The organism is Brevibacillus formosus, assembly GCF_003013405.1.
Lineage (GTDB): Bacteria > Bacillota > Bacilli > Brevibacillales > Brevibacillaceae > Brevibacillus > Brevibacillus formosus.
The window spans coordinates 160,283-185,438 of sequence record NZ_PXZL01000003.1 but is presented as its reverse complement, the minus strand read 5'-3'; the positions used below and the strand labels follow the sequence as shown (position 1 = coordinate 185,438).

The 25,156-nt window shown below is 45.5% G+C and carries 8 protein-coding genes; all 8 read right to left on the bottom strand.

The annotated features are described in order from the left end of the window. Positions 1-59: 59 nt before the first annotated feature. The gene (locus C7R91_RS04405; RefSeq protein ID WP_047067177.1) at positions 60-8,333 is read right to left on the bottom strand and encodes a hybrid non-ribosomal peptide synthetase/type I polyketide synthase; all 8,274 of its coding nucleotides are present in this window, start codon (positions 8,331-8,333) and stop codon (positions 60-62) included. Continuing rightward, positions 8,326-12,669: a type I polyketide synthase gene (locus C7R91_RS04400; protein WP_052773358.1), complete on the bottom strand. Its 4,344-nt coding sequence runs from the start codon at positions 12,667-12,669 to the stop codon at positions 8,326-8,328. The genes C7R91_RS04405 and C7R91_RS04400 overlap by 8 nt, the downstream gene beginning before the upstream one ends. Before the next feature lie 21 nt (positions 12,670-12,690). Further along, the gene (locus tag C7R91_RS04395; protein ID WP_047067176.1) at positions 12,691-13,347 is read right to left on the bottom strand and encodes an HAD family hydrolase; all 657 of its coding nucleotides are present in this window, start codon (positions 13,345-13,347) and stop codon (positions 12,691-12,693) included. An 89-nt stretch (positions 13,348-13,436) separates the two neighbouring features. Next, entirely contained in the window at positions 13,437-21,839 is an 8,403-nt protein-coding gene (locus C7R91_RS04390) for a type I polyketide synthase (protein WP_047067175.1), read from the bottom strand. A gap of 97 nt (positions 21,840-21,936) precedes the next feature. Continuing rightward, positions 21,937-22,656 carry a thioesterase II family protein gene (locus C7R91_RS04385; protein WP_236697784.1) on the bottom strand — a complete coding sequence of 240 codons (720 nt, stop codon included), beginning with the start codon at positions 22,654-22,656 and terminating at the stop codon, positions 21,937-21,939. A 401-nt stretch (positions 22,657-23,057) separates the two neighbouring features. After that, positions 23,058-23,360, bottom strand: a complete 303-nt coding sequence (locus C7R91_RS04380; RefSeq protein WP_052773356.1) for a hypothetical protein — start codon at positions 23,358-23,360, stop codon at positions 23,058-23,060. A 479-nt stretch (positions 23,361-23,839) separates the two neighbouring features. Continuing rightward, positions 23,840-24,805, bottom strand: a complete 966-nt coding sequence (locus tag C7R91_RS04375; protein WP_047067174.1) for an LLM class flavin-dependent oxidoreductase — start codon at positions 24,803-24,805, stop codon at positions 23,840-23,842. Between the two features lie 20 nt (positions 24,806-24,825). Continuing rightward, positions 24,826-25,119 carry an acyl carrier protein gene (locus C7R91_RS04370; protein ID WP_047067173.1) on the bottom strand — a complete coding sequence of 98 codons (294 nt, stop codon included), beginning with the start codon at positions 25,117-25,119 and terminating at the stop codon, positions 24,826-24,828. Between the last annotated feature and the right edge of the window lie 37 nt (positions 25,120-25,156).

Below are 25,156 nucleotides of genomic sequence, written 5' to 3'. Positions count from 1 at the left end.
TATGGTTACGTTATACTGGGCACGCTTTTAAGAGAACGTGCCCAACTTGGCTAACACTGTTACGTATTAACAACATTTGAAACCAATTGCTTCGCCAAATGGGCAAAGCCTTGCACCAATTTTTTCAATTCTGTGGCTTTAAATTGCAAGCTGTCGTAGTCCAGATAAACCTTGATTCTTTCCTGATTGTTCACTTCCCATCTCCATATCGCATTAAATGAAGACAAAGCTCTGCTAGGAACAGAAGGGGTTAACGGATACAGGAAATACAAGGTTTTATCTTGTTTCCGTCCCATGTGGTAAGGATCTGCAAGTACATTCAGACGATTATCGTTTTTGATGCTTTCCTTGACCGTCAGGAAAAGTGAGTCAAAATCGGTCATGTTGGAAAAATCAATTGTCACTGTCTGGACCTGCTCATGCTTGTTCAACAGATGAATAGAAATGCAATCTTCATTTGACACTTGTTTCAACAAATAAAAAAGCAGAGAGAGCATGACTTCCTCGACCCGCATCTCATGGAACCGGGAAATTTGGAATAAGCCCTGTGCGGTGGTTGAGGCCAATTCCAACGCCAACGGAAGGTTTTCACCTCGATCATTTGTTGACAAGAAGTAATTGACGGGCAGTTTCACTCCACGCATTTCCTCACCTTGCGATGCTGAGATTCTCATCTCGATATAGGCAGCCAATTTTTCAATAGTCGGATGTGTAAAAATATCCGCCACATGGATTTGCAGCTCGAAAACTTCTTTTACTTTTTCCTGCATCAGTACAACGCTAAGCGATGTCCCACCTAAATCGAAGTAGGAATCTGCGGTGCTGATTCTCTCCAAGTGCAATAGCTCTTTCCAAATGGAAGTAAGCTGTTCTTCCACTTCGGTAGTCGACTGTTTAAATGGATTGGAACTGACGAGTTGGATTTGTTGCAGGGATTTCAGCTTTTTCCTGTCTATTTTTTGGTTGCTGTTCAACGGGATTTTCTCAATGACGAAAAATTGCTGCGGGACCATATAAGCTGGCAAACGCTCCAGCAAAAACCCTTTCAGCTCACCAAAACTGACAGCCTTATCTGTCCCTAGTACCAGGTAGCTTGTTAAGCACCTGTCATCAACCCCGCCGGATTTCCCGGCACTTTCCACTATCGTATCTAGCACCACGACATTGTCCTGAATCCCTGGATACGAGGAAATAATTGCTTTTATCTCGGACAGCTCAACGCGAAAACCTCGGATCTTCACCTGATCGTCGACCCTGCCCGCACATTGAATAGTGCCATCCGCCAAAAACCGAGCGATGTCTCCCGTTCTGTACATCTTAGGGTGCAGGTCGCTATCGAATGGATTGGCTACAAACCTCTCAGCCGTTAGCGTCGGATTGTTCACATACCCGGAGGCCACACCCATGCCGCCTATATACATTTCCCCGTATACTCCCAATGGAACGGGCTTATTGAAGCTGTCTAAAATATAGATTTGCGTATTGTCAATGGGCTTGCCAATCGTCTGCTGTTCCGCATCTGTAATCTCGGAAACAGTTGACCATATTGTGGTTTCCGTCGGTCCATACATATTCCAGAAAGATCCAGCCCTCTCGAGCATTTCCCGGGCCAAATCTGTTGGCAGGCTTTCTCCGCCGCATAGAGCCTTCATTTGCGGACTGCCTGACCATCCCGACATGATCATCATTTTCCACGTGGCTGGTGTCGCCTGCATTACTGTGATTCCGTGTGTTTCGAGTAATAACCTTAACTGGTTGCCGTCGCCCATTTCCGTTTTGGTTGCGAGTATTACCGTCGCTCCGGTAATGAGCGGTAAGAACAGTTCCAGCCCAAAAATATCAAAGGAGAAGGTTGTTACCGATAGAAGCTTATCCTCCGCTGTCATGCCTGGTTCTCTCGACATGGATAGCAGAAAATTGCTCAATGCACGATGCGGAACCATAACCCCTTTTGGCTTGCCTGTGGAACCGGATGTAAAGATGATATAAGCCGTCTGTGACGGTTCGACAGTAATGTTCAATGGAGTAGACGACTCCTGCAAAACTTCGTCCCACTCCTGATCCAGAAGCACCGTGCTTTGGAAATAGAGCTTGGTGTCTGCCAACAAATCGCTGGTGGAAATCATCACGGCTAATCCTGCTTCTTCTTTGATCTGTTGCAGACGCTGAAGAGGAATGCTGGCATCGATCGGAACATACGAGCCTCCCGCTTTCAACACAGCCATCATAGCGATGGCCATCTCCAATGAGCGCTCGATGTATATTCCCACTGGTTTTTCCCGCATTCCCCCCTTTTTTTGCAAATAACGAGCCAACCTGTTTGCCGCATGTTGCAATTCTCGGTAACTTAAAGATGATGTACCTATGGTTATCGCTATTTTTTCTGGATTTTTTTCCACTTGGCTCTCAAACAACGACACGACGTTTTGCCCAGGGTCTACTTGACGTCGAGTTTGGTTAAAACCTACGAGCACTTGCTGTTTTTCGTTCTCGGGCACCATCTGTACTTCTGACAAAGCTATTGATGGCTCGTCTATAACATGTTTCATCAAATCTTCAAAATAACGAGCCATACGCTCCATCGTTTTTCTTGCAAACAGGTTCGTGGAATATTCAATCTCACAACCTATTTGTGAACCTTCCTCCCAAGCGGTAAAGCGAATGCTGAACATGGCTGTTTTATGCTTGTAAAACGAAGTGATTTCCTTCACTCCACCGATCTGATCTGTCTTGTCGTAGACATCCCGAAAACTGAACATGGTTTCAAATAAAGGGTTCCTACTCAAATCTCGCTGAATGTCCAAGCTGTTAATTAGCTCTTCAAATGGATAATCCTGATGATCCAATGCAGAAGAGATCGTTTGCTTGACGACTTGCAGCAATTTTGAAAAGGAGGTAGCTGCATCGACGCATAGTTTTAGGGCAACCGTATCAACAAAGGGTCCAATGAGGTTCTCTAGCTCCGTCTGTTTCCTTCCAGACACAGGTGTTCCGACGATTACTGTTTCTTGCTGGCACAGTTTGGATAGGAGAGCAGCATAAAGAGCCAGCAGACCCATGTTTACTGTAACGGCTTCCTTTTTCACCATACGCTTGAAGCGTTCTGTCGTGTGTTCATCGATGTGAAACTGAATGAAGTCCCCGTCAAAACTTTGAATGAGAGGCGGCTTGAAATCCGTCGGCAACTGGAGCTTATTCTCATGCTCACCATTCGCGAATTGATCCAGCCAATACTGTTTCTGTTTGTCGAATACAGGGCTGACTTTCATCGAAGATTGCCATTCAGCGTAATCCTTGTACTGTACAGGTAGAACTGGCAATTCTTCACCTTTAAAGAAAGACAGGAAATCTCTGATCAACAATTGATAGGACATCTCGTCTGAAATCAAATGATGCATATCTATGAGCAGCATGTTTTGATTTCGCTCATAGCCAATCCGAATAAGGGGTGCTTTTTCCGGTTCAAACGGCCGAATAAACCCAGAGATTGCCACATCCATTCCTTCCTCGGGCAGGACCAGCTCCTCGATGGTGAATGGAATGGTTTCATGAACAGTCTGAACTACCTCTTGCCCTACGAAGCCAAAGGAGGTTCGGAAAATTTCATGACGTTCGATGAGCTTTTGAAAGATTTGCTCAATACTGTTCGGATCGATGTCCCCCTCTAATTGATACACGCCGGGATTGTTGTATACCGTCGTGAAAGGATGCATCTTTTGCAAGAAATAGACTCGCTTTTGAACCGATGTCAGCGGATAGTAGTCCTTTCGCGCTACAGAGTGTATCCCGCCCTCCCTACTTGGATTGGTTTGTTGCAGATAGGCGGAAATGCCGCCAACAGTAGGATGGTTAAGAAAATACGCCATGGGAATGCGCTCGTTGAACAGCTTTTGGATTTTTCCCAGAATGGAGAGAGCCATAATAGAGTCTCCACCCAATTCAAACAAACTGTCGTGAACCCCGATTGGTCTCACGCCAAACTGTGCTTCCCATACCTCTGTGATCTTTCGTTCCCGCTCGTTTTGCGGAGCGGTATATTCAGTTGTCAAATCAGGCCGTTCATACGTTTCCGTGTTACAAGGCTGAGGGTAATCAAAGGCGATTTCCTCTGAAATAAGGTGAATTTTCGCATCATTGTACTGGGTAGTGAGTTCATTCAAGTCATAGGCAGAAATGATAACCTGCGGAAGCCGAATCGTGCCTATCCGGGAAAAGATGTGCAGGCCTTCTTCTTCTGTTATCGCATGCTCTAGCTCCTCACCAGTCAATTGCCTATGCTTCTCTTCAATTTGCCGGGCCATCCCTGTCCCTCTCCATCTCTCCCAATTAATTGACAGAACAGGAAAGTTACTTTTATTTCCATGGCAATATATTGCAAATGAGTCCAGGAAAGAGTTTGCTGCGCAGTAACCCGCCTGCCCGATTGCGGGAATGTATGCACTCAGTGATGAAAACAGGATTAAAAAATCCAGTGACTTTTCGCGAAGAGTCTCATAAAGAAAGTAAGTACCTTCTACCTTTGCTGCTAACATCTTCTTAGCGTTTTCTCGTGTGCAGCGTTGTATCATTTCCCCATCTGGCACTCCTGCTGCATGGATCACTCCTGTCAGTTCTCCAGGTAGACTGTCAACTTTTTTCATTAGTTCTTGCACTTGGCTCTTGTCGCTGATATCAGCATTCATGATGTGAATGTTCCCACCAACTCGCTCGATCTCCATTAACTGGCGGATTGTTCGGCTCACCCCATCATCGGGCTGGTGTTCCGAATGCCACTCCTGCCATGTTTCCTTCGGAGGAAATGCAGACCTTCCCACTAATATCAGGGTCGCTTGCGCTTTTCGCGCCAAAAATTTGGCAACGGCGAGGCCAATCCCGCCCAAACCGCCTGTTATTAAATACTTGCCGCCTTGCTTCAGCTCTATGCCGTCCTGGGCATGAGTGGAGATGGCATCATATGCTGGCAGCCAAAAATACTTGTTTTGATAGGCAACCACACCGCTCCAATCTTGCGAGAGAAATGGCAGGAGGAATGAATCGAGAGCTTTGTCCATATCCATGGACCTCGGTGTGATGTCAATATCAAAGAAGCTGCATCGAATCGCCGGGTATTCAAGCGGAATTACTTTGATTGGTCCCAGTATGATAGACTTTTGCGGTTCTTTCCCGTCAAAGCCAGTAACCTCACAGACCCCATTTGATATGACTTTCAACTCCATCGATTGCTCATAGAAATGCACGCCGAATTCCTTGGCAATGGCAAGCAAACTATAGTACCCGTTATCGAGAGACGTATCCAAATCAGATAGCGTGAAGCCCTCTTCCTGTTCAATCAGCAAGCTCCACATATGAATGGCCTCATCTGGCGTGAACGAACTCGCTTTCAATTCTTGAAAGAGCCAGCCATAATCCTCGTCTTTGCTCGGATTGATCGCAAATTCGTTGTCGTTCATTTTCTGTCGATGCTCGCTTTTATAAACAACGATACATTGTTCGCTCAACTGTTTTATTTTTTGCGTCAGAAGCTCACTGATCAGGGACTGTTCGGCAAAAATCAATCGCCGCTTTTCTTTGTGAACATTGTTTTTGGAAGATGGGATAGGTGTGTGCCGCTTCCATGACGGAACGTAATACCAATCCTCGATGTTTTTCCTTACCAACTGTTTCGATTGATTTGTAGCATTGGCTTGAAGTGCCGTGTCTTCCAACCAGAATTTCTTTCGCATAAATGGATAAGTAGGCAATGGGATTCGTGTTCCCTGTGGATTCAATTGCTTCCAATCTATGGTCACCCCGTATTGCCACAGCTTGCCGAGCCGCTTGTATAAATGGTGGTGCTCCGAGACATTACTGTTTGCAAACGGGATGAGGTTCAGTATTTTGGGAGCGGGATCTGAGCCCAATGTTCGTTTTGCCAAAGCACTCAAATCATGCCCCGGCCCGATTTCGATAAAAATAGCGCGTTGATCCGCTAGAAGCTGGATTGCCTTCGTAAACCGCACCGTATCTTTTAGCTGATTGATCCAATATTCGCTGGTGCCCAGATCTTCTTGCCCTGCCCAGTCTCCTGTTACACTGGAGATAAACGGAATCTGCATCTGCTGATACGCAACTGGTTGAAAGGCCGCCTGGTAATCATCCAATATCGATTCGACCCGTGACGTATGAATCACTTTCGGAAAAGGAAGAGGTGTGCAGATCCATTTGTTTTGTTTCAGCTTCTCTTCTAGGTCCAATACCAAATGTTTGGGTCCGCCAACTACGCAAGACACTTGGTTATCAATGGCAATTTCCAGCGATTCAGACAAGAAAGGAGTCACTTCCTCTACCGAAAGCGGAATACTGAGCATCAATCCATCCGGCAGTAGCTGAAATAACTCCCCACGTTTGACAACCAGTTGAATCGCCTGTTCTAGGGTAAACAGCCCCGCAATCGTCGCCGCGATATATTCGCCCAAACTGTACCCGATCACAACATCTGGTTGAATTCCCCATTCCATCAATAACCGGGCTAATGCGTATTCAAAAGCAAACAGAATGACTTGTCCATGATCCAAACTGGCTATCGCTTCCCTGGCTTGATCCCGATCATTATCTTTTGGAAACAGAATGGATCGATAATCGACCTCCGAGTATCGTTGTAGGATAGCGAAACAATGATCGAGGTGCTTCCGGAAAATCTCCTCCTTTGCATAGAGTTCTTGTCCCATGCTGACGTATTGGGATCCTTGACCGGAGAACATAAACACGATTTGTGCAGGCTGTCCATCTGCCCGGTAAGTCTGTGATTGACGGGGATTTTTATCTTTCAAAGCACGGATCAGCTCCGCGCTGCTTTGGCAAACGATTGGCTTGCGATATTCAAAGGATTTTCGTCCCATTTGCAATGTATAGGCAATATCACGCAACCTGGTCTGGGGATGTTCCTCCACATGCTTCACCAGGTTTTCGGCCATTTTTTCCAGCGATTCGCTGTTTTGGGCGGACAGTAAAATAAGGTGAGGCTGCTGCTCATCCTTCACCGACTCGTCGGCCTCAGGGGCTTCCTCCAAAACCAAATGCGCATTTTGCCCCCCAACGCCAAACGAGCTAATCCCTGCCCGTAACGGAAATGGCCCATCGCTCCACTCACTCAACTTTGTGTTGATTGTGAACGGACTTTTCTCCATTTCCAAAATCGGATTGCTCTTCGAAAAATGGATCATGGGAGGGATCTGGCGGTGTTTCAGAGCGAGTACGGTCTTCATGAAGGCCGCCACACCCGATGCTGCATCCAGATGGCCAATATTGTTTTTGACCGAGCCCAAGACACATTTGGTTTGCCGATCAGGAAAAACTTGTTTTAGCGCTGTAAACTCGATGGAATCACCCAGTTGTGTCCCGGTCCCATGGGTTTCAATGTACGAGATGCTCTCCGGCTCTACATCGGAGAGTTGCAATGCGCTTTGAATGACTTCTCTCTGTCCCTCAACACTTGGCGCCATATATCCCGCTTTACGGTTTCCATCGTTGTTGATGGCGCTTCCCTTGATAATGGCCCAAATATGGTCTTTATCCGCCAGTGCATTTTCTAGCGGCTTTAACACGACCACCCCGATCCCGTTTCCAAACAAGATGCCTGATGCCTTTTCGTCAAAGGCACGAATTCGTCCGTCTTTCGATAGAAAGAGCCCTTCTTCATACAGATATCCGCTTTTATTCGGAATCAAAATGGAAATGCCCCCAGCGAGCGCCATGTCACATTCGCCACTAAGTAAACTGCGGCAGGCAGTATGAATGGCAGTTAACGACGTGGAGCAAGCGGTCGTTAGTGTCAAGCTGGGTCCTTTTAAATTGAATTTGTAGGAAATTCGTGAGGCGAGAAAATCTTTGTTGCTCAATTGGATTTCGGAGAAGAGATCGCGATGCTCTCCTTCATAGGAATAAACTCTGGCATTCCAGTTATAATTGCTCGATGCCCCTGCAAAAACGCCGATTAATCCGGAATAACTGTCAGGAATATAACCGGCGTCTTCCATAGCTTCCCAGGCAACCTCGTGAAACAGCCGAACCTGCGGGTCCATGACCAGGGCATCTTTGGGGCTATATCCAAAAAAACGCTCGTCGAAATATTCAAACTGATCGATGATCGCGCCGGCTTTTACATAGTTTTTGTTCTGAATGAGTTCAGGCGGTACTCCTTCTGCTTTGAGCTCCTCATCGGTAAAAAACGTAACAGAGTCCAATCCATCCTTGATGTTATTCCAGAATTGCTGGCGATTGTTTGCTCCCGGAAAGCGGCAGGATAAGCCGATCACGGCGATTTCCAAGCCGTTGAAGTTTCGAGTCTCAGCCATTTCGAACCTCCTTCCCCTTTTTTCGCAGCATTTTTAATTTATCAATCCCTTTATGGACTATCTCAGAGCGATCAAAGCCGTGATCATTTGCTTCCATTCCCTTGTCTTGCCCTGTCAAATATCCTGCCAGCTTGCGAATGGTCGGATATTCAAACCATGAAGAAATCAGAACGGGCTTATCCATGTTCTTCTGGAGGATATCATTGATCCCCACAATATCCATCGAAGTGATTCCTGCATCAAAGAAATTGTCGTCCAGGCCGATTTTCGTATTCCCAATGTAATCTTGAATCGTTTCTTGCAGCAACATCTCCATGGACAACTCTTTCCGCCCTTTATTCTTAAGCCCTTCCCCTTTGTATCGGAGCCGGTTGACCCAGAGGGCGAGCCTTGGCTCCAGGTCTGTTGTGGAAACAATGACATGCTCTTCTTGATGGATGAGAGAGAACAAATAAGCAAAAATTTGTCTACCTTCTGCGGGAGTGATCAGTTGTTCCATGCGTTCACTCGCAGCTGTACGATTGCCTGAATCAGAAACCGAGAAGTTCCAAGCATCCCAGCCGACGGACATCCATCTGGTTTGACTCTGCTCTTGATTCATCTTTTGGACAAAACTATCCATGAATTGGTTGGCCGCCGTATAGGCAACCAGTCCAATCCCACCGAGAATCGAAGAGAGCGAAGAGTTCACCATGCAATACGCAATCTCTCTATCTCTAATGAGCTTTTCAAGAATGAGGATACCTCTTATTTTCACAGAAAACTCTGCTTCACACATGTTCCGATTGATATGGGCAATCGAGTGCTGGAAGAAATCGCTTACGACTCTGCCCGCTGAGAAGATAACACCGTCAATCCGTTCAAACCTCTCGTCGATCTCTTCCAATAGGGCCTTCATTTGTGCTTCATCGCTTACATCTACCTGATACAGATGAACCTGTGCGCCCAGTGCTTTCAGCTGCATGACTTCGCGAATTTTCTGATGGGTAGGATCGCTGTCAGGAGAGTTGGCCAGATACTCCTGCCATTGTTCTTCCCGAGGGAACTGTGAGCGTCCAGTCAAAATGATTGTAGCTGGACCCTGATGAGCCAGCGCGCTTGCTGCTGTCAAGCCAATCCCGCCCAAACCTCCTAAAACCAGATGAACCCCTGTAGCTGTACGATCGGAAGCAACGGGCAGATCAAAGCGAATGGGTTCGTACGTTCGTACCCATTTGTGACGGTAACGGATGGCCATCATTTTTTCCGGGTCTTGTTTGACCAGCTCCTCAACGAGCAATTTCATGCCGATCTGTTTCTGCTTCTGGAACTCTTCCGCCGAAATTTCCAAATATGCGGAATGGACATTTCCAAATTCTTGTGGAATAACCTGGACAGCTCCGAAGGCAGTAGCGTAATACGGCGACAAAGCTTCGTTCCCAATAATGGACTGAGACGCAGATGCGATAACAAATAACTGAATCGGCTGCTGGGGATCAAGCATCCCAAAAGATTTGCCCATATGCAATAAGCTGTAAAAAGTAGGCGTCTTTACATGCTGGGAGACATCCTTTTCAAAGAACGAGGGCTCATCTAAAAGACTCCACATGTGAACGATTTTCCAGACCTGTCCCGGTTGAAAAACTTCTCGTAACAACGTGAGATACTGCTCGGTCTCTTCCGGATGAATCTCGTACTCATGTGGGGCCAGCTTGGAAAATGTACGGCCAGCCTTTACGGTGCACACCCGTTTTCCTTTTGCTAACAGGGCTTGCTTAACTCCTTCTCCTATTCCGCTAGTATCAGTAAAGATTAAATAGGAATCAGACTGTTCGTCCATACGTGTACGGCCCGATCCGTTGTGCTGTTTCCATACGGGACGATACAACCAATTCTCCAGCTCATTTTTGCGAATGGCATGTTGTTGTTTCGCTCGATCTTTCTTCTCAAACCAATACTTGTCTCTGTCAAAGGCATAGGTGGGGAGGGACAGGCGGTTTCTGTTCTCGCCAGAATACAGTTCTTTCCAATGAAATGAGCCCCCTCGCTTCCATATCTCCCCTAGACTGTTATAAAAATACCATTCTGTCGATTCCGTCATTTCTTGCGAACGCAACAATTGGATGACAGGTGGAGGTTCGCATTCAGACCAATCCCGATGTTTCATCCCCATCTCAATTAGAAGGTGAATGTCCCTCTCCATGAGGTAGTTCTCCGTTGAGGATGTAACAGAGAGTTTTTGCATGTTGTGCAACCAAAGATCTGTGTCACGAATCAGCTCGCTCGTGATGGGAGAGCCGCTGGATATAACCTCCAGATCAATCCTCCCTACGCTCATCGTCCGTAATACAAAAGCGAGTTCTTCTTCCATCCGGCTTTGTTGTTCCTTTGCAGAATGAAGCCACTTGTGTTTTAGAACAATGATTCTAACCAGATCATTCATGGATAATAACTTCGCATGATAGACAGCGGATAATATGCCTGACCCCTCCGCAATCGCCACATGGGGTTTGAATCCAAGAGAAACCATAAAGTCAGCCAATGCACTTTGGTAAATGAACTGACTCATTTCCACATACATAGAGTCCAGCTTGTCCTCATGATGATCAAGCCCACTACCCTTCAAGATGCTCTCGATGCTGGGTACATCAACTGTTCCTGATGTTGTCCAGGCATGGAGATAGCCGTCAATGATACGGGCAAAGCCCTTTTCAGTCCGGTACAGCTCGTACCCAATTTTGAGAATCGCTTGACTTTGCGGCGAAAACAGAAGCCCAGTACGCAGCTCTTCTTTGTCACTTTTGGATACGTCGCCCCTTCCTGTTTCAAGCGAGTGAACAGCTTCTGCGACTGAAGAGCAAACCACCATTTTTCGATAAGGAAAATGAACACGCCCCGTTTGCAATGAATAGGACACATCCGCAAGGGGAAGTCGGGGATGCTCACGGAAAAATTGCGCCATTTTCTTGCAAGTATTCTCTAGTGCCTTCTCCGTTTTAGCTGAAAACAATAAGAGATGCTGCTGTCTAAAAGAAGCATCTGAAGGAAAGGAAGGAGCCTCTTCCAAAATTACGTGGGCATTTGTCCCACCTATTCCAAAAGAACTAACGCCTCCCTTTGGGGAATGGCTCACTTCTTTCCATAAACGAGGCTTTGTGTTCACATAAAACGGACTTTGCTCGAATGACAGCTTGGGATTCGGCTGCTCATGGTTAATGCAAGGCGGAATCACTTGATGCTTCAAGGCAAGAGTCGTTTTGATCAAGCCAATGATGCCTGCTGCGGTATCCAAGTGGCCGATATTGGGTTTGACAGACCCGATGGCGCAAAATTGGGGCTGGGTTGCTTCTGCTTGAAATACTTCTTTAAGTGCCTTTATTTCAACTGCGTCACCCAGTTCAGTCCCGGTTCCATGCGTTTCAATGTAACTGATTTCTCGTGGAGAGACGTTGGCAACCGTCAGCGCCTCATGAATGGCTTGCGCTTGTCCGATTGGACTCGGCGCAGTATACCCGATCTTTTCATCTCCGTCATTATTGACGGCAGTACCGCAGATGACAGCCTGTATGTTGTCGCGATCACGAATAGCATCCGCCAAGCGCTTCAAAACAACAATCCCGATCCCATTTCCAAAAACAGTGCCTGCGGAATCTGTATCAAAGACACGACAATGACCATCTGGGGAGACCATGCCTTCTTTTTGGAAGACATACCCTCCTGTTTGCTCACTTCGGATCGTCACGCCCCCTGCCAAGGCAATATCACACTCGCCATTCAATAGACTTTGACTAGCTAAATGGACTGCGACCAAGGAGGAGGAGCATGCCGTTTGCACGTTGACGGAAGGCCCACGCAAACCCAATTTAAACGAAACTTTGGATGCCAAAAAATCTTTTTCATTGCCAATGCCGATTTGCACGTGCCCCAGTCTTTGCACAAGTTCCGGATCTGAATAAAGACGCAAAAAATAGCTGCTGATGCAAGAGCTGGCGTAAACTCCTACCACTTGCTGCTCTATGTCCTGCACACAGCTAGCATCTTCTAGCGCCTCCCAGGCACATTCGAGAAAAACACGGTGCTGCGGGTCGGTAATCTCTGCATCCTTTTCGGAATAACGGAAAAAGCCTGCATCGAAATACTCTGTATCTTTGAGGATAGCTCCCCTCTTTACATACTGAGGGTCGTTGAGGAGATTGACCGGAATACCTGCATCCCTTAACTCCTCATCTGTAAACGTCTTGATGGATTCCACACCGTTGACGATATTTCGCCAAAAAGCCAAAGGGGTGTCGGCATCGGGAACACGGCAGGCCATGCCAATGATGGCAATTTTTGAATGGATTACATCTTCATCCATCACTCACATCACTCCCGCTTTTCATAATGAAACTCTTGGATGATGAAAAAGGGTTTGCAACGCATGTCTGAGTTCATCGACGCTATAGGCAAAATAGCTAGGCGATTCTTGCTGGAGTACTTCTACTGAATTATGGCCCCATGCGACCGCAATGCTTTTGACCTCCGCCTCTCTGGCACAGATGAGATCGTTTTTTCCGTCTCCAACAAATACAGAGTGATCAGCATTGGAGTGCAGTTGCTCAATGGCGAGCAGAAGGCTTTCCGGATGCGGCTTCGGATGGGTTACATCATCCGAACAGACTACTGTGTCAAAATAATCAATCAGCTCGAATTCTTTCAGGATGTGGATGGTTCGCTTGCGATCTTTTCCCGTACATAATCCGCATTTCCATCCTTCGTTTTGGATGAAGCGTAAAATCTCCTCCATCCCCTCCACAATCTCAATCAGGTGGATATTGGAGCTGGCTATTCTCCGATAATGTTCAACCATGCTAAGTGGCAGGTTCATTTTACTGAAAATGTTGGGAATGGAATCCCCACTGTGCCCCAGAAACTCCTCAAAAGAGGGAAGCGGACCATTGGAAACGAGCTGAAAGCTATCAAAGAATGCCTTACGCTGTACTTCTAGCGAATCAATAATCACTCCATCGAAGTCAAACACGACACTTTTTTGCATACCCTTCTCCTTTACCCTTCAAATGTCCAAAGCAGGAGGAGTCACCCGGAGCGCGAGGCGCCCCGATTTCCTGTCTCCCCGATGGCCTTTTACCGTTTTCCCCGTTGCTGGCGCAGGCTTTTTCTAAGCTCGCCCCGCTGCATGCTTTGCTGCAAATAATCATTTTTGTTCTGCTGCTTGTCTTGTAAAAACAAAGCCAACGAACGTATGGTTGGATATTTGAACAAATCGGCCATCTCAATCGTTGTTTGCAGTTCCTTCTCCAGATTGTTTTGAACTTGCATCAACATCAACGAGTGACCACCAACCTCAAAAAATCCATCGTCTACTCCGATCTGCTCTTTTCCTAATGTTTCTTGCCATATTTTTAGGAGCAGTTCTTCAATGCGATTTTGCGGTGGAGCCATACGGGAGCTCTTTGGCGTGTTGACATTAAAGGCTGGCAAAGCACTGCGGTCGATTTTATTCGGTCCGACCATGGCAAACGATTGCAATTCCATCCAATATTGCGGAACAAGGTAGCTCGGTAATAATTCCTTCACCATACCGATGATCTCTTTCTCTGATACGTGTTCCTTCAATACGTAGTAAGAAACGATGACCGGTTCGTTGTTCGCATCCTCGGTTGATTTGACAATACTCTTTACCATACAATCCAATCCGTCGATGACACTTTCTACTTCATTCAAATCAACCCTGTAGCCTCTGATTTTCAACTGGGAATCGTTTCTGCCGTTGTATTCCAAGCAACCATCTGGCAATAATCTGCCGTAGTCTCCGCTTCGGTACAATCGACCCTTACCTGTTTGCAAATCGTATGCAAAAGCCTTCTCTGTTTCTTCTGCTCGGTTCCAGTACCCAGGAGAGAGATACTCGCTTTGATAGTAGAGTTGCCCGGCTTCGTAAATACTCACTTCCTGGTTGTTTTCGTTAAGAATGCGCAAATTTATGCCATCGACGACATACCCGGCTGGAATTTTTGCAGGATGGACTGCCATATCCTTGTTCATGATGAAAAACGAAATGACCATCAATTCCGAACAGCCCAGGAAATTGACAAACAAGCAGTCATCCGCGTGTTTTTGTTTGTACAACTCAAAATCCGTGCCGGACACGACCTCTCCTCCTAATAAAACCATGCGAATATGAGGAAGCCGTATGCTGTCATCCAGGTTCTTCATAAAAAAGCGGAACACCGATGGAACGGAGTGGAACAATGTGATTCGTTCCTGATTTAACCAATTGGCGAATCGCGTCATACTACCGTCCAGCTTGATGTCATAGAGATGCAAAGTAGCCCCATTTAACAAGCTTCCCAATATATCCAAGATGCCGATCGCGTGACTGTACGATGTCAACAATGCGATATGATCACGCTGATGGACCTTCAATACCTGGGTGAACTGTGAGAGATAGTAATAGACGTTTTGATAGCTCTGCATGACCCCCTTCGGTCTTCCTGTCGAACCGGAAGTATAGAGGATAAATGCAATTTCTTCGCCTTTTATGCTTAGATCCAAATTCTCTTCTGAAATGTTACTGGTTCCGTCCGTCAAATTGATCGTTTGGATTTCCTTGTTTATCTTTCTTACAACTTCACCAGCCAAGATTATGTTTTCCGAATCGGTCAAAAGAATGCTCGATTGCGCATCGTCGATCATATAAGCCAACCGCTCAATTGGAGCACTTCGATCCAGCGGTACGAACGGAACCCCTGCCTTCAACGCTCCCATCAAGGCAACTACCATTTCGAGTGTGTTCCCAAATAAAAGGGCAACTGGTGTTTGTATGCTTTCTGGAGAGCAGTGCTCTAAAATTTTTCGGGCAATCTGATTTACTTTTGCATTGAGCTGTCCATATTCCAAAGTATCGAAGTTATGTTTGACAGCGATATGATTCGGATAGGTGGCAACCTGCTCTTCAAACCGTTTTACAAGAGCGGCAGTAGACTCCTTGAAAGAAAAGGGCTGGTACTTGCAAAGCGGCACAACACCATTCTCCCTGTGCAAGCCCTCGCTCTGTTTCAATATTGGCAAGTCGCCAATCTGCAGGTTAGGTTCTTGGATGATGCACTCAAGCAATTTACGGTACTCGGTAAACATGTATTGGACTGTCTCCTGCTTGAACAAGTCCGTCCTGTAGTAACATTCCAGATAAATCCCTGCGGCAGTTTCGTATAAATGAATATTCAGATCCGCTTTTGTTGTTTTTACCGTGACCGGGTAGGCCGATAACTTTATGTTCTCGTAATACGTTCCTTCACTTTCCGTCTGATTCTTCATGCTCTGGTAATTGAAGATCGTATCATATAAGAATGTACGGCTTGGGTCACGCTTAAAATCTAGTTGATCAAATATTTGTTCGATTTGAAAATCCTGATTTTCCAACGCTTCCAATAAACTCGCTTTTACTTCGTGAAGCAATTCAAGGAAGCTTTTCTCCCTCTCTGGCTTATTACGCAGAACAAGGGAATTGACAAACATGCCTACGATCTCTTTCAGCTCATCATGGTTTCGTCCTGCTTGCGGAATTCCTACCAGGATATCCGAGTCCCCACTGAGTCTCGCCAGCCATGCATAATAGGCAGCCAACATCGTCATAAACCAGGTGACCTGATTCTCCTGAGAAAACTTCTTGATCCCCTCACTCAATTGTTGATCAAGCTCCAGACTAATCCGATCACCATGGAAGCTAAGGGATGCCGGGCGAGGGAAGTCTGTCGGCAGCTGCAGGACAGGCAATGCTCCCCCCAACTTATTCAACCAATAGGCCTCTTGTGCCCGATAAGCCGTTGACCGAGCAAAGTCGTGCTGCCACTCCGCGTAATCCTTATACTGGACGTTCAATGGAGGAAGCGAAACGTTCCTGTACAATTCAGAAAAATCTTTCACCAATAAGCTAATGGATGTTCCATCCGAAATAATATGATGGATGTCCACTGCCAAAACACTCTTTTGTTCTCCAATTTTGATTAATCCGACCCGGAAAAGAGGCGCCCTCGCCAGATCGAACGGTTGAATAAACTTCTCGAGATCTTGCTCAACCGAATGTTCATCGGACTCCAAGCAAATCACTTCGAAGTCAATACGGGGGTGTACAATTTGGACAATCTCACCTTCCAGTACCTGAAACGAAGTGCGTAAGCTTTCGTGCCGCTCAATCATTTTGGCAAATATCTCTTCAATTTTTCTGAGATGAATCGGCCCTTCCAGTAAAACGGCAGTCGATTCATTGTACCCCACCGTATCTGGCATAAGGCCCTGTAAGAAAAAGATGCGTCTTTGTGCAAGCGATGTCTTGTAGTGTGGTTGAACCTCGACGGGTGCTATTTGATATTGTCCGACTTGGTTATTGTTTTTGATGAATTCAGCTACGTTTTTGATCGTTTTATACTGGAATAAATCCGTCAACGTGATATTGCTATCAAACTGTTTTCTGATGTTCGTGCTAACATGTATTGCCTTGAGAGAATCTCCACCCAGCTCAAAAAAGTCATCTGCGATACCAATAGGAGCCATTCCTAAATAGTTTTCATAAATGGCACACAGCGCTTTTTCGATATCCGTTTGGGGAGGAACATACTCTACAGACAATGGTGGTCGTTTTGCCTGAATCTTTTTGCTTGCTGACTGTTCATATCCGTTCCATCCATTAGCGCTGCTGTCATGGCTTTTCCGTAAACGGGTTTCGATGTCGATCGTGGAAATGATTAGGTTGGAAACACTAGACGTCAGTATTTTTCCAAATATTTCACGCCCCTCTTCCGGCAAGATTCCGATTGGGCTGGAATCATCCTCGTGAGCATCAGCGTTCATCCATTTGTCTAGATTAATCTGTATGCTTTGCTTCTTTCCGTCACTGATCCGGTCTGCAACAGATTCGGATATCGCGATTACGGTATAGTTGCGGATATCAATGATCACATTTCCGAACTCATCCATGATCTGAATATCGAAACTCGCCAAGTCCTCCTGCGGAAAACGGCTGTCCAAATATTTGCTGTAGCTGTATATGCGGCGCGGCATTTTGCGATAGACGGCAATTGATTCGTAGGACAAGGGAATAAACATCTTTTGTTTATCGAGAAAACCGAGTAAAAAGCTTGTCGCTGTATCCAGCATACCGGGATGCAAATGATAATCGTCCAGATCGGCTTGATACGTTTCTGGCAGTTCAATGATGGCTACCCCTTCATCTACCCCCGCCATGACTTCGCGAATATTGCGCCATCTCTTCCCGAAATTCAGATAGCCTCCATGCTTTTGATGATCCGCTTCGGTAAACAGCACATGCTTGTCTCCACAGCTTTCCTTCAAAGCTTCCAGATCCATCGTGCTTGCAGACTGCTGGGTAGCTTCAATTAGGCCGGTAACATGAGGAATCCACGTATGCTCGTCATGATGAAAACGGCTGTATATGATAAAGTCATAGCTTTCCTTGTTTTTAGTGAAGAGGAGCAAGACTTCTTTTACCTCTTCCTCGCGCACGGTGATCGGCGTGTGGAAATGCACTTGTCGGAGGAGATAAGGCTTTTTCAGCATACTGTTATCAGCGGCTTCCCGAACCATTTCAAGCAATGTCGTTCCTGATAGCACTCCATGTTCATTGGTACGATGATCCTGCAAGACCCAGTGACGATGCAGACTTAGTTTTGAATAGAACAGTTCTTTGTCACCCGCCTGAAAACGGTATTCAAAGAGCGGATGTTCAGGCTCTTTTCTAGGAGCGGTCGATAACCCAGACTGTACCGCCATTCCCACATTTTTCCAAACATCCCATTTCACATTGGTGATTGCCTGCTTCCTTTCCCGGTTACAATACTCGGTATACGCATCTAAAAAGGAATTGGCGGCATTATAATCAGACTGCCCGATAATCGGGGATATCGTACTGATAGACGAGCACAGCACGAAAAAGTCCAAGTTATTTTCCCACAGAAGTCGATTTAAGTTGATGCATCCCATTGTTTTGGACATGATGACCTGGTGCATCGTCTCCTTGCTTATCTGCTGGATAAGGCCGCTGCCCGGAAGTCCTGCCGCATGAACCACACCTTGAACGGGGCCAACTTCCTCCTGAGCACGATACAGAGTCGAGGCAAGATTAGAGAAATCAGAAACATCCGACTGGTAGACGTAAATTTGTGCACCGCTTCGTTCGATCTCCTGAATCCGTTTGATCTTGGCTGAGATGGGGTCTTGATTTCCGTGGTCTCGGAGCCATTTTCCCCACTCATCCTTCGCAGGAAAGAATGATCGTCCAAGCAGAATAATACTGGACTTACAGTGACTGGCGATATAAGCGGCCAACTCCAATCCAATTCCACCTGTACCCCCAGAAATCAGGTAAGTGCCCCCGTCTATAAGCTTCAGGGTTGAATGGGTTTCCAAAGATGTACGCTCATAGAGAGGAAGCCATTTTGATTTTCCTCGCAAAGCAAACAGGTCCTCTTGACTTCCTTCCATTTCGCACAAAAGCGTCTCGATCATTCCAGAGGCGACTAGCTGCTCCTGGCCAGAAATATCAATCAACTGGCAGTTCCTATCAGGAAATTCCAATGGAATGCCACGGACTAAACCCAGCAATGTTGCTTTCCAAGGGTTAATCTCTTCATCGCCAAGCACGTCAAAAAGACGATTCGCAATCACAGAGAGTTGAATCGCCGTAGATCCTTTGATTTCATCTAGTGCTTGGACGAGGTGCAGGAAGCTATAATAAGTTTCTTCCAGTAAACGTTCGGCCTGCATCTGATCCTCTTCAATGAAATCATCCTGGAAAAGGGAAAAGTAGAGGATCGCATCCGGTTGGTTTTTGGTTTTCTTGTAGTATGCTTGTAAAATATCGCTGAAGCCTCTTTTACTCGTTTCCCCTAACAGATAACCGTTATCGGCCTCAGAGACAGGAGGACACCCGCGTGCTACAAAAAACGGCTCTTTATAATGCCGTTTGCACGCTTCCAAAATCGTCGCATTCAGTTCTACATCATGGAAAATGATAGCTGATCGCTGTTTCGTTTTCCCAGTAGGCAAACTGGAAAGAGCACCTCTTTTCCATGTCGGCACGTAATACCAATCCGATACGCCCTTTTGGACCAATGATTGTTCCTTGACCTGTTGCAGGAAGGTTTTCCCGATCTGTACCGGGTCATCATCCAAAAAGTAGCGATTTCGCTCAAAAGGATAAGTAGGCAAAGGGATGCGTCCTTTAGCACCCTTTTTATGTAAAGCTTCCCAATGGATGCTTACTCCTGAACTCCATAATTCCCCGATCCATTTCAAAACAAAGGCTTCCGAGGGCCTGTCTTCCATGCTGCTCGTACATAAAGAAATCCACTCGTGGATGGGCAAATCTGTGTGATTACCAATTCCATTTTCCTTATTTCCTAGGAAAGCCACCACCATCTTCGGAGTTTGGCAGAGAATGGAAACCCCTTTTGGTATGGAAAGCGAAGCATTCAGTACTGTACTCCAAAAAGCTCGGTCCTTCAATTGTTCTCCGGAAAGCTTTTCGCCATTTACAGGAGAAAACATGGGAATCCGAGGCTGGCGAATCTGGTTTTCCGTAATCGCTGTGATCTCATTATCCATGAATGCCGCAAACGAATGCTCGATAGCCACGGCTTCGGCTAGTGTGGCAGCTACCAAATTTCCACTCTTGAAGCCAAGTATGCCAAAGGGTTGCTCATGGTAAGTAGACATTACTTTTGCAAAAGCATAAGCAAAAAGAAAATGAATCGCTTGAAGTTGCAGACTCCCTTTTTCACCTGGATCGAACAATTGGCGTAAATCCACCTTACTGTTCGTACCTATTTTGTTGAGGCATTGCGTGACTTCCTCTCGAAACAGCCGATGCTTTTGGTATAACGAGAGGGCCAATTGAACGCTTTGTAGATCTCCGGAAATTTCCGGTATGAGGTAGAGGATAGATTTTCCCCCTTTTTCCGGTGTTCTGACCCAAAGATTTTTCGTATCTAACTGATGGAAAAGCTCCTGGAAGCTTTCGGCTATCAAATAAAAGCGATTTGACAAAGCCATTCTCCCTACCTGAAGCGTATAAGCCGCATCGCGCAGGTCAATATCAGGCTGTTGTTTCAAGTGATTTTTGAAGCGGTTGATCTGCTGCTGCAAAGCGGTTTCTGTTTTGGCAGAAAAGACAAACAATTGAGGTTCATCCGTGGCCGCTTGCTTTTCAAGCATTGGCGCTTCCTCAAGGATTACATGTGCATTTGTTCCGCCAATTCCAAAGGAGCTGACTGCTGCTCGTCGAGGATGATCTGTCGTATGCCAATCCTTCAAAGAATGATTAACAAAAAAAGGAGTATTCTCAAACTCTATTTTGGGATTCGGGTTCAAAACATGAAGAGACGGCGGAATTTGCCTGTTTGCCAACGAAAGAATCGTTTTGATCAAGCCTGCAATACCAGCCGCTTCATTCAGATGCCCAATACTTGATTTAACCGAACCGATGGCGCAGTATGCTCTTTTATTCGTTTGATACGCCCTTTTGAGAGCTTCCACTTCGATGGCATCACCGATCTTGGTCCCTGTCCCGTGGGCTTCCAGCATCGTGATTGATTCAGCATCTACCTCCGCCATATGGAGAGCTGCCTCGATGACTTCTTTTTGTCCCTGAATACTAGGCGCGGAAAAACCCGCTTTCCGATGCCCGTCGTTATTGATCGCCGATCCTTTTATAATGGCATAAATATGGTCCTGGTCTTTTATCGCGTCCTGCAATGTTTTCAAGACGACGACTCCTGCTCCGTCACTAACGAGCGTTCCTGTCGAAGAGACATCAAACGCCCGACAATGACCATCGGGCGAGTAAATGAGATCATCGGAATAGTAATAGCCTTTTTTGGACGGAAGGGAAATGTGTACGCCGCCCGCAATCGCTATGCTGCATTCGCCGTTTAATAATGCCTGGCTGGCGAGATGAACCGCAACCAATGACGTTGAGCATGCGCTTAGTACGGAGACGCTTGGACCCTTCAACTTTAATTTGTAGGAAATGGACGTACATAAATACTCGCGAAAGCTTAAATTGAAAGTGGGGTTCTCATCAACCAGCAACTGTCTCAGCAGCCAATTCACATTTTCGGTACTTCCTGCGTACAGACCGATTTGTCCCTTGTACGTTTCAGGATTATAGCCCGCATTTTCCAAGGCGTTCATTACCACTTCGTGAAAAACTCTAATTTGCGGGTCCAGTACGGTTGCTTCACGGGGAGTATAATCAAAGAAGGTAGAATCAAAATAGTCTATCCCTTCCAGATACCCTTTTGCTTTCACATAATTCGGATCGTTGCATAGAGCTGGATCGATTCCGGATTGAATCATTTCCTCATCTGAAAAGAAAGATACCCCTTCGACTCCATTCTTGAGATTGTCCCAAAATTGGTGGACATCCTCGGCTTTTGGAAATTTACAATCCATGCCAATGACAGCAATCTCTAACCCTGTATACGTCTGATCGTCATATTTATACCCCATGATAAACTCCCATTTCCCTTTTCAAATTTGTATACAGCAGAAAAAAGCTAACTCTCCACCAATTATTGGCAAGGGTTAGCTACTTACAACGCACGTCTTATGCAATTAGCGTTTTATTAATAATATCGATAACCTTTTCTTCTTCCTCATTGATAAAGAAGTGTCCACCCTGAAGAGTCACGATCGTACATGATTGGCTCGTATATTTTCTCCACTGGTTAATATCATCCAATGTTACGAGGTTATCATCATCTCCCGTCAGGACAGTCATATCGATATCCCACGTTTCTTGATCTGCCACCAAAAAATACTCTTCTACATTTTTATAATCACCCCTCAGGACGGGAGTGAAAATTTCCATAAGCTCTTTGTTCTCTGCTACTTCTTTGGGGGTACCGCCAAGCTGTATGATTTCCTGTATGAATTCTTCATCCGGCAAATGATGGATCTTTTTTTTGTCCCGAATATGTGGAGGATACATGCCAGATAAAAATAGATGCCGCGGCTTTCTCCAGCCATTTTTTCGGATTTGTTTCATAATCTCACAGATGTAAAGAGACCCCATACTGTGCCCAAACAACGAATACTCGCTGTCTCCAATCTGCTCCATTATGTAGGAGGAAACGTCTTTTACACCGTCGGGCAAAGAAGGGTAAAACGGTTCTTTAAAACGCCTTCCTCTCCCCGCCAACTCTACCGGAAGCAGCTCAATTCTTGGGTCCAGCTCACGTCTCCACTTACTAAAAACAGTGGCCGAACCACCTGCGTAGGGCAAGCAAAATAACTTCATGTAATCAGAGCTGTTATTGTTTTCCACTGCGTTTTCCCCTTTATTCAAACCACTCGTAATAGTAAAACGTCTTGAAGGGCATAGCTTCGCCATTTCGTGTATCGAAGGCGTATACACTACTCCATGTCGTATGACCCCTGACTTATTCTAATGTGCCTAAGCTTCAATAAAATGCATCAGGTTGTTATTAAGGAGGATAAAAAAACTTTCCCATGCATTCCTTCTGGCAGGAAAGGTTTCATGACAAACAAATTTTAGAAAGATAACTTTACCGAATAAAATTACCTTTCTAAAATCTCCGCGCATCTTATCTATCTCAAAATAACAAAATTTCTTTTATCTGGAAAGCTTACAAATATACTACCCCACGCTTCCACCCTTGTCAATGCAATTGACGGACTGTTTCCATTTCTCTCATAATAGCAACATTATTGAAATGGGGATGAAGGATGTGAGTACGAATGTGCATACAAATCATGTACGCTATTTAATGAAATAATCTGATTCCAAGCTTCTACTATACTCTTTTCTTCTATATCGAGTGAGTAGTTCTTTTGAATATAGTTGCTAGCATTGATTGACTTTTCCATAAAAATATCGTTGAATTTATTAAACTGCTCGATAGCCCGTTCGACTACAAGTGCGAACTGCAAAACATCCCCATTCGATATGGTGTAACTAAAATCTGGTTGAAAATACTCTCTACCAGCCAAGCCATTGTACCCAATCATGATACAGCCACACGCCATAGCTTCAGGCGCAGGCAAGCCCTTCTTGCGTTACGATGCTTAAGAAAATGGAGCCTTCTCTGAGGATTCTCGCTACTTCTTTTTGAGGCTGCTCGTAAATAGGGGTAAGTTCCCACCCTTTTAAAGGATCTCTGATTTTCAGCATATAGATAATCTGTCGAATGTCGTGAGGGTTATTGGTGCACATGAAAGGACGCTAGTTTATTTCTTAATAATACGACTGGAAGCGGAAGATTATTGAACGTGTGGTAACAACCTTGGTTAAAAATCACTTTTTTCTGACTTGAAATTTTTGTGGAAGGGATGGAACGCTGAACTCGGAGAATACCACGATGTCATTTTCTCTTGTATCTTCTTTGTGGTAGCAAATTGGCGTATCGTTCCTAAACCATGAGAAGCGAAATCCCTCTTCTTCATGGTATATCTACGATGGAATCCCGTTTCTATTGCCGTTTTGTAGGCTAGTTCATCTTGACCATCTCTGCTCGATTTAATACCTCTTTCACGTGCTGCAAATCTTCAACCGAACGAATGCAACTAAAAATGATATGTTTAATCCCGAGGTCCTTGTACCTACGAAAATAACTTGCCACCTCATCGTAGGAGCCAACCAATAATGGCCCGCGAAAAGCCTTGCCTTGTTCGGTAGGAAAATAGATACGCTCTTCTTCTTCTGTATAAAATCCTGACGCTCTTCCCTGCTTCTTCACAATTTGCATAAATCGCATGGGGACTTCCTCTTTTGCCACTTCGATGGCTTCCTGAGACGTTGGACGTGCGATAATGCCAAGTCGACAACATAATTCCAGATGCGAGTCATAAAGAATGTCAAAGCTGTTGACAAGCTGAGAGATGGGACTTGCTAATTGAATAGCTACATCAACCGACTGGAGGGCAGCTTTTTGGAATAAGGAGGAGGCCCCTGGCATAAAAATAATCGGTCTCAAATCTTCATCCACTTGCGCAAAGACTTGCAACTCATTGTACGTGTAGTATTTGCCTCTGTATGTTAAAGGGTCATTTGACTGAAGTAATGACCGCAATATCTCTATGTATTCCACTAAGCGATCGAAGCGTTCCTCGGCCGGTACAGTATCATTGACTTGGCTAAGCTCGGATGGCGATTGACCAGGTATTAAATTTAGGGCTACTTTGCGCCCGTACAAGTGGACTAGCGAATGTATCATTTTGGCTGCGGTGAACGGAGGAATTGTATTTGGCTGCAATGCGATGATCGGCAGATGATTGTTTGTGGCTTGTAAGGTGCCAGTGGCAACGATCCATGGATCAAGCGTAGTATGTTGATAAAAAAGCAGGGACCCTGCAAACCCATTCTCCTCTAATAATTTTGCGGATTCGTGAATGAGGTGGAGTTGATTCTTGTCATTATAATGAAGCCACATCGGTAAATCTGCATAAAACTTCATATACATTCCCACCTTTCAAATTAAATAGACACCTGCTTTACTTTCCCCTCTATATAAGTAATCAATTCTTGGATTGTTTGAAAAAGTTCGACATTCAGCATGTCATCTTCAAACTGAAATCCAAATTCATTTTCAACCGCAACCACCAGTCGAATAAATCCAAGCGAGTTAATTCCGACATCTTGTAAGCGGATTTCTTGGGACGAGAAATCAATCCCGCTTTGTTGCAAGTTATCCGGACTAATTTGAAGCTCTTGCATCTGTTTCATGTAAATACTCACCAATTTTTCTTCGATTTCGTTTTTGGTTACCATACAAGTATCCTCCTTTATAAAAAGTTTGAAGAAACGC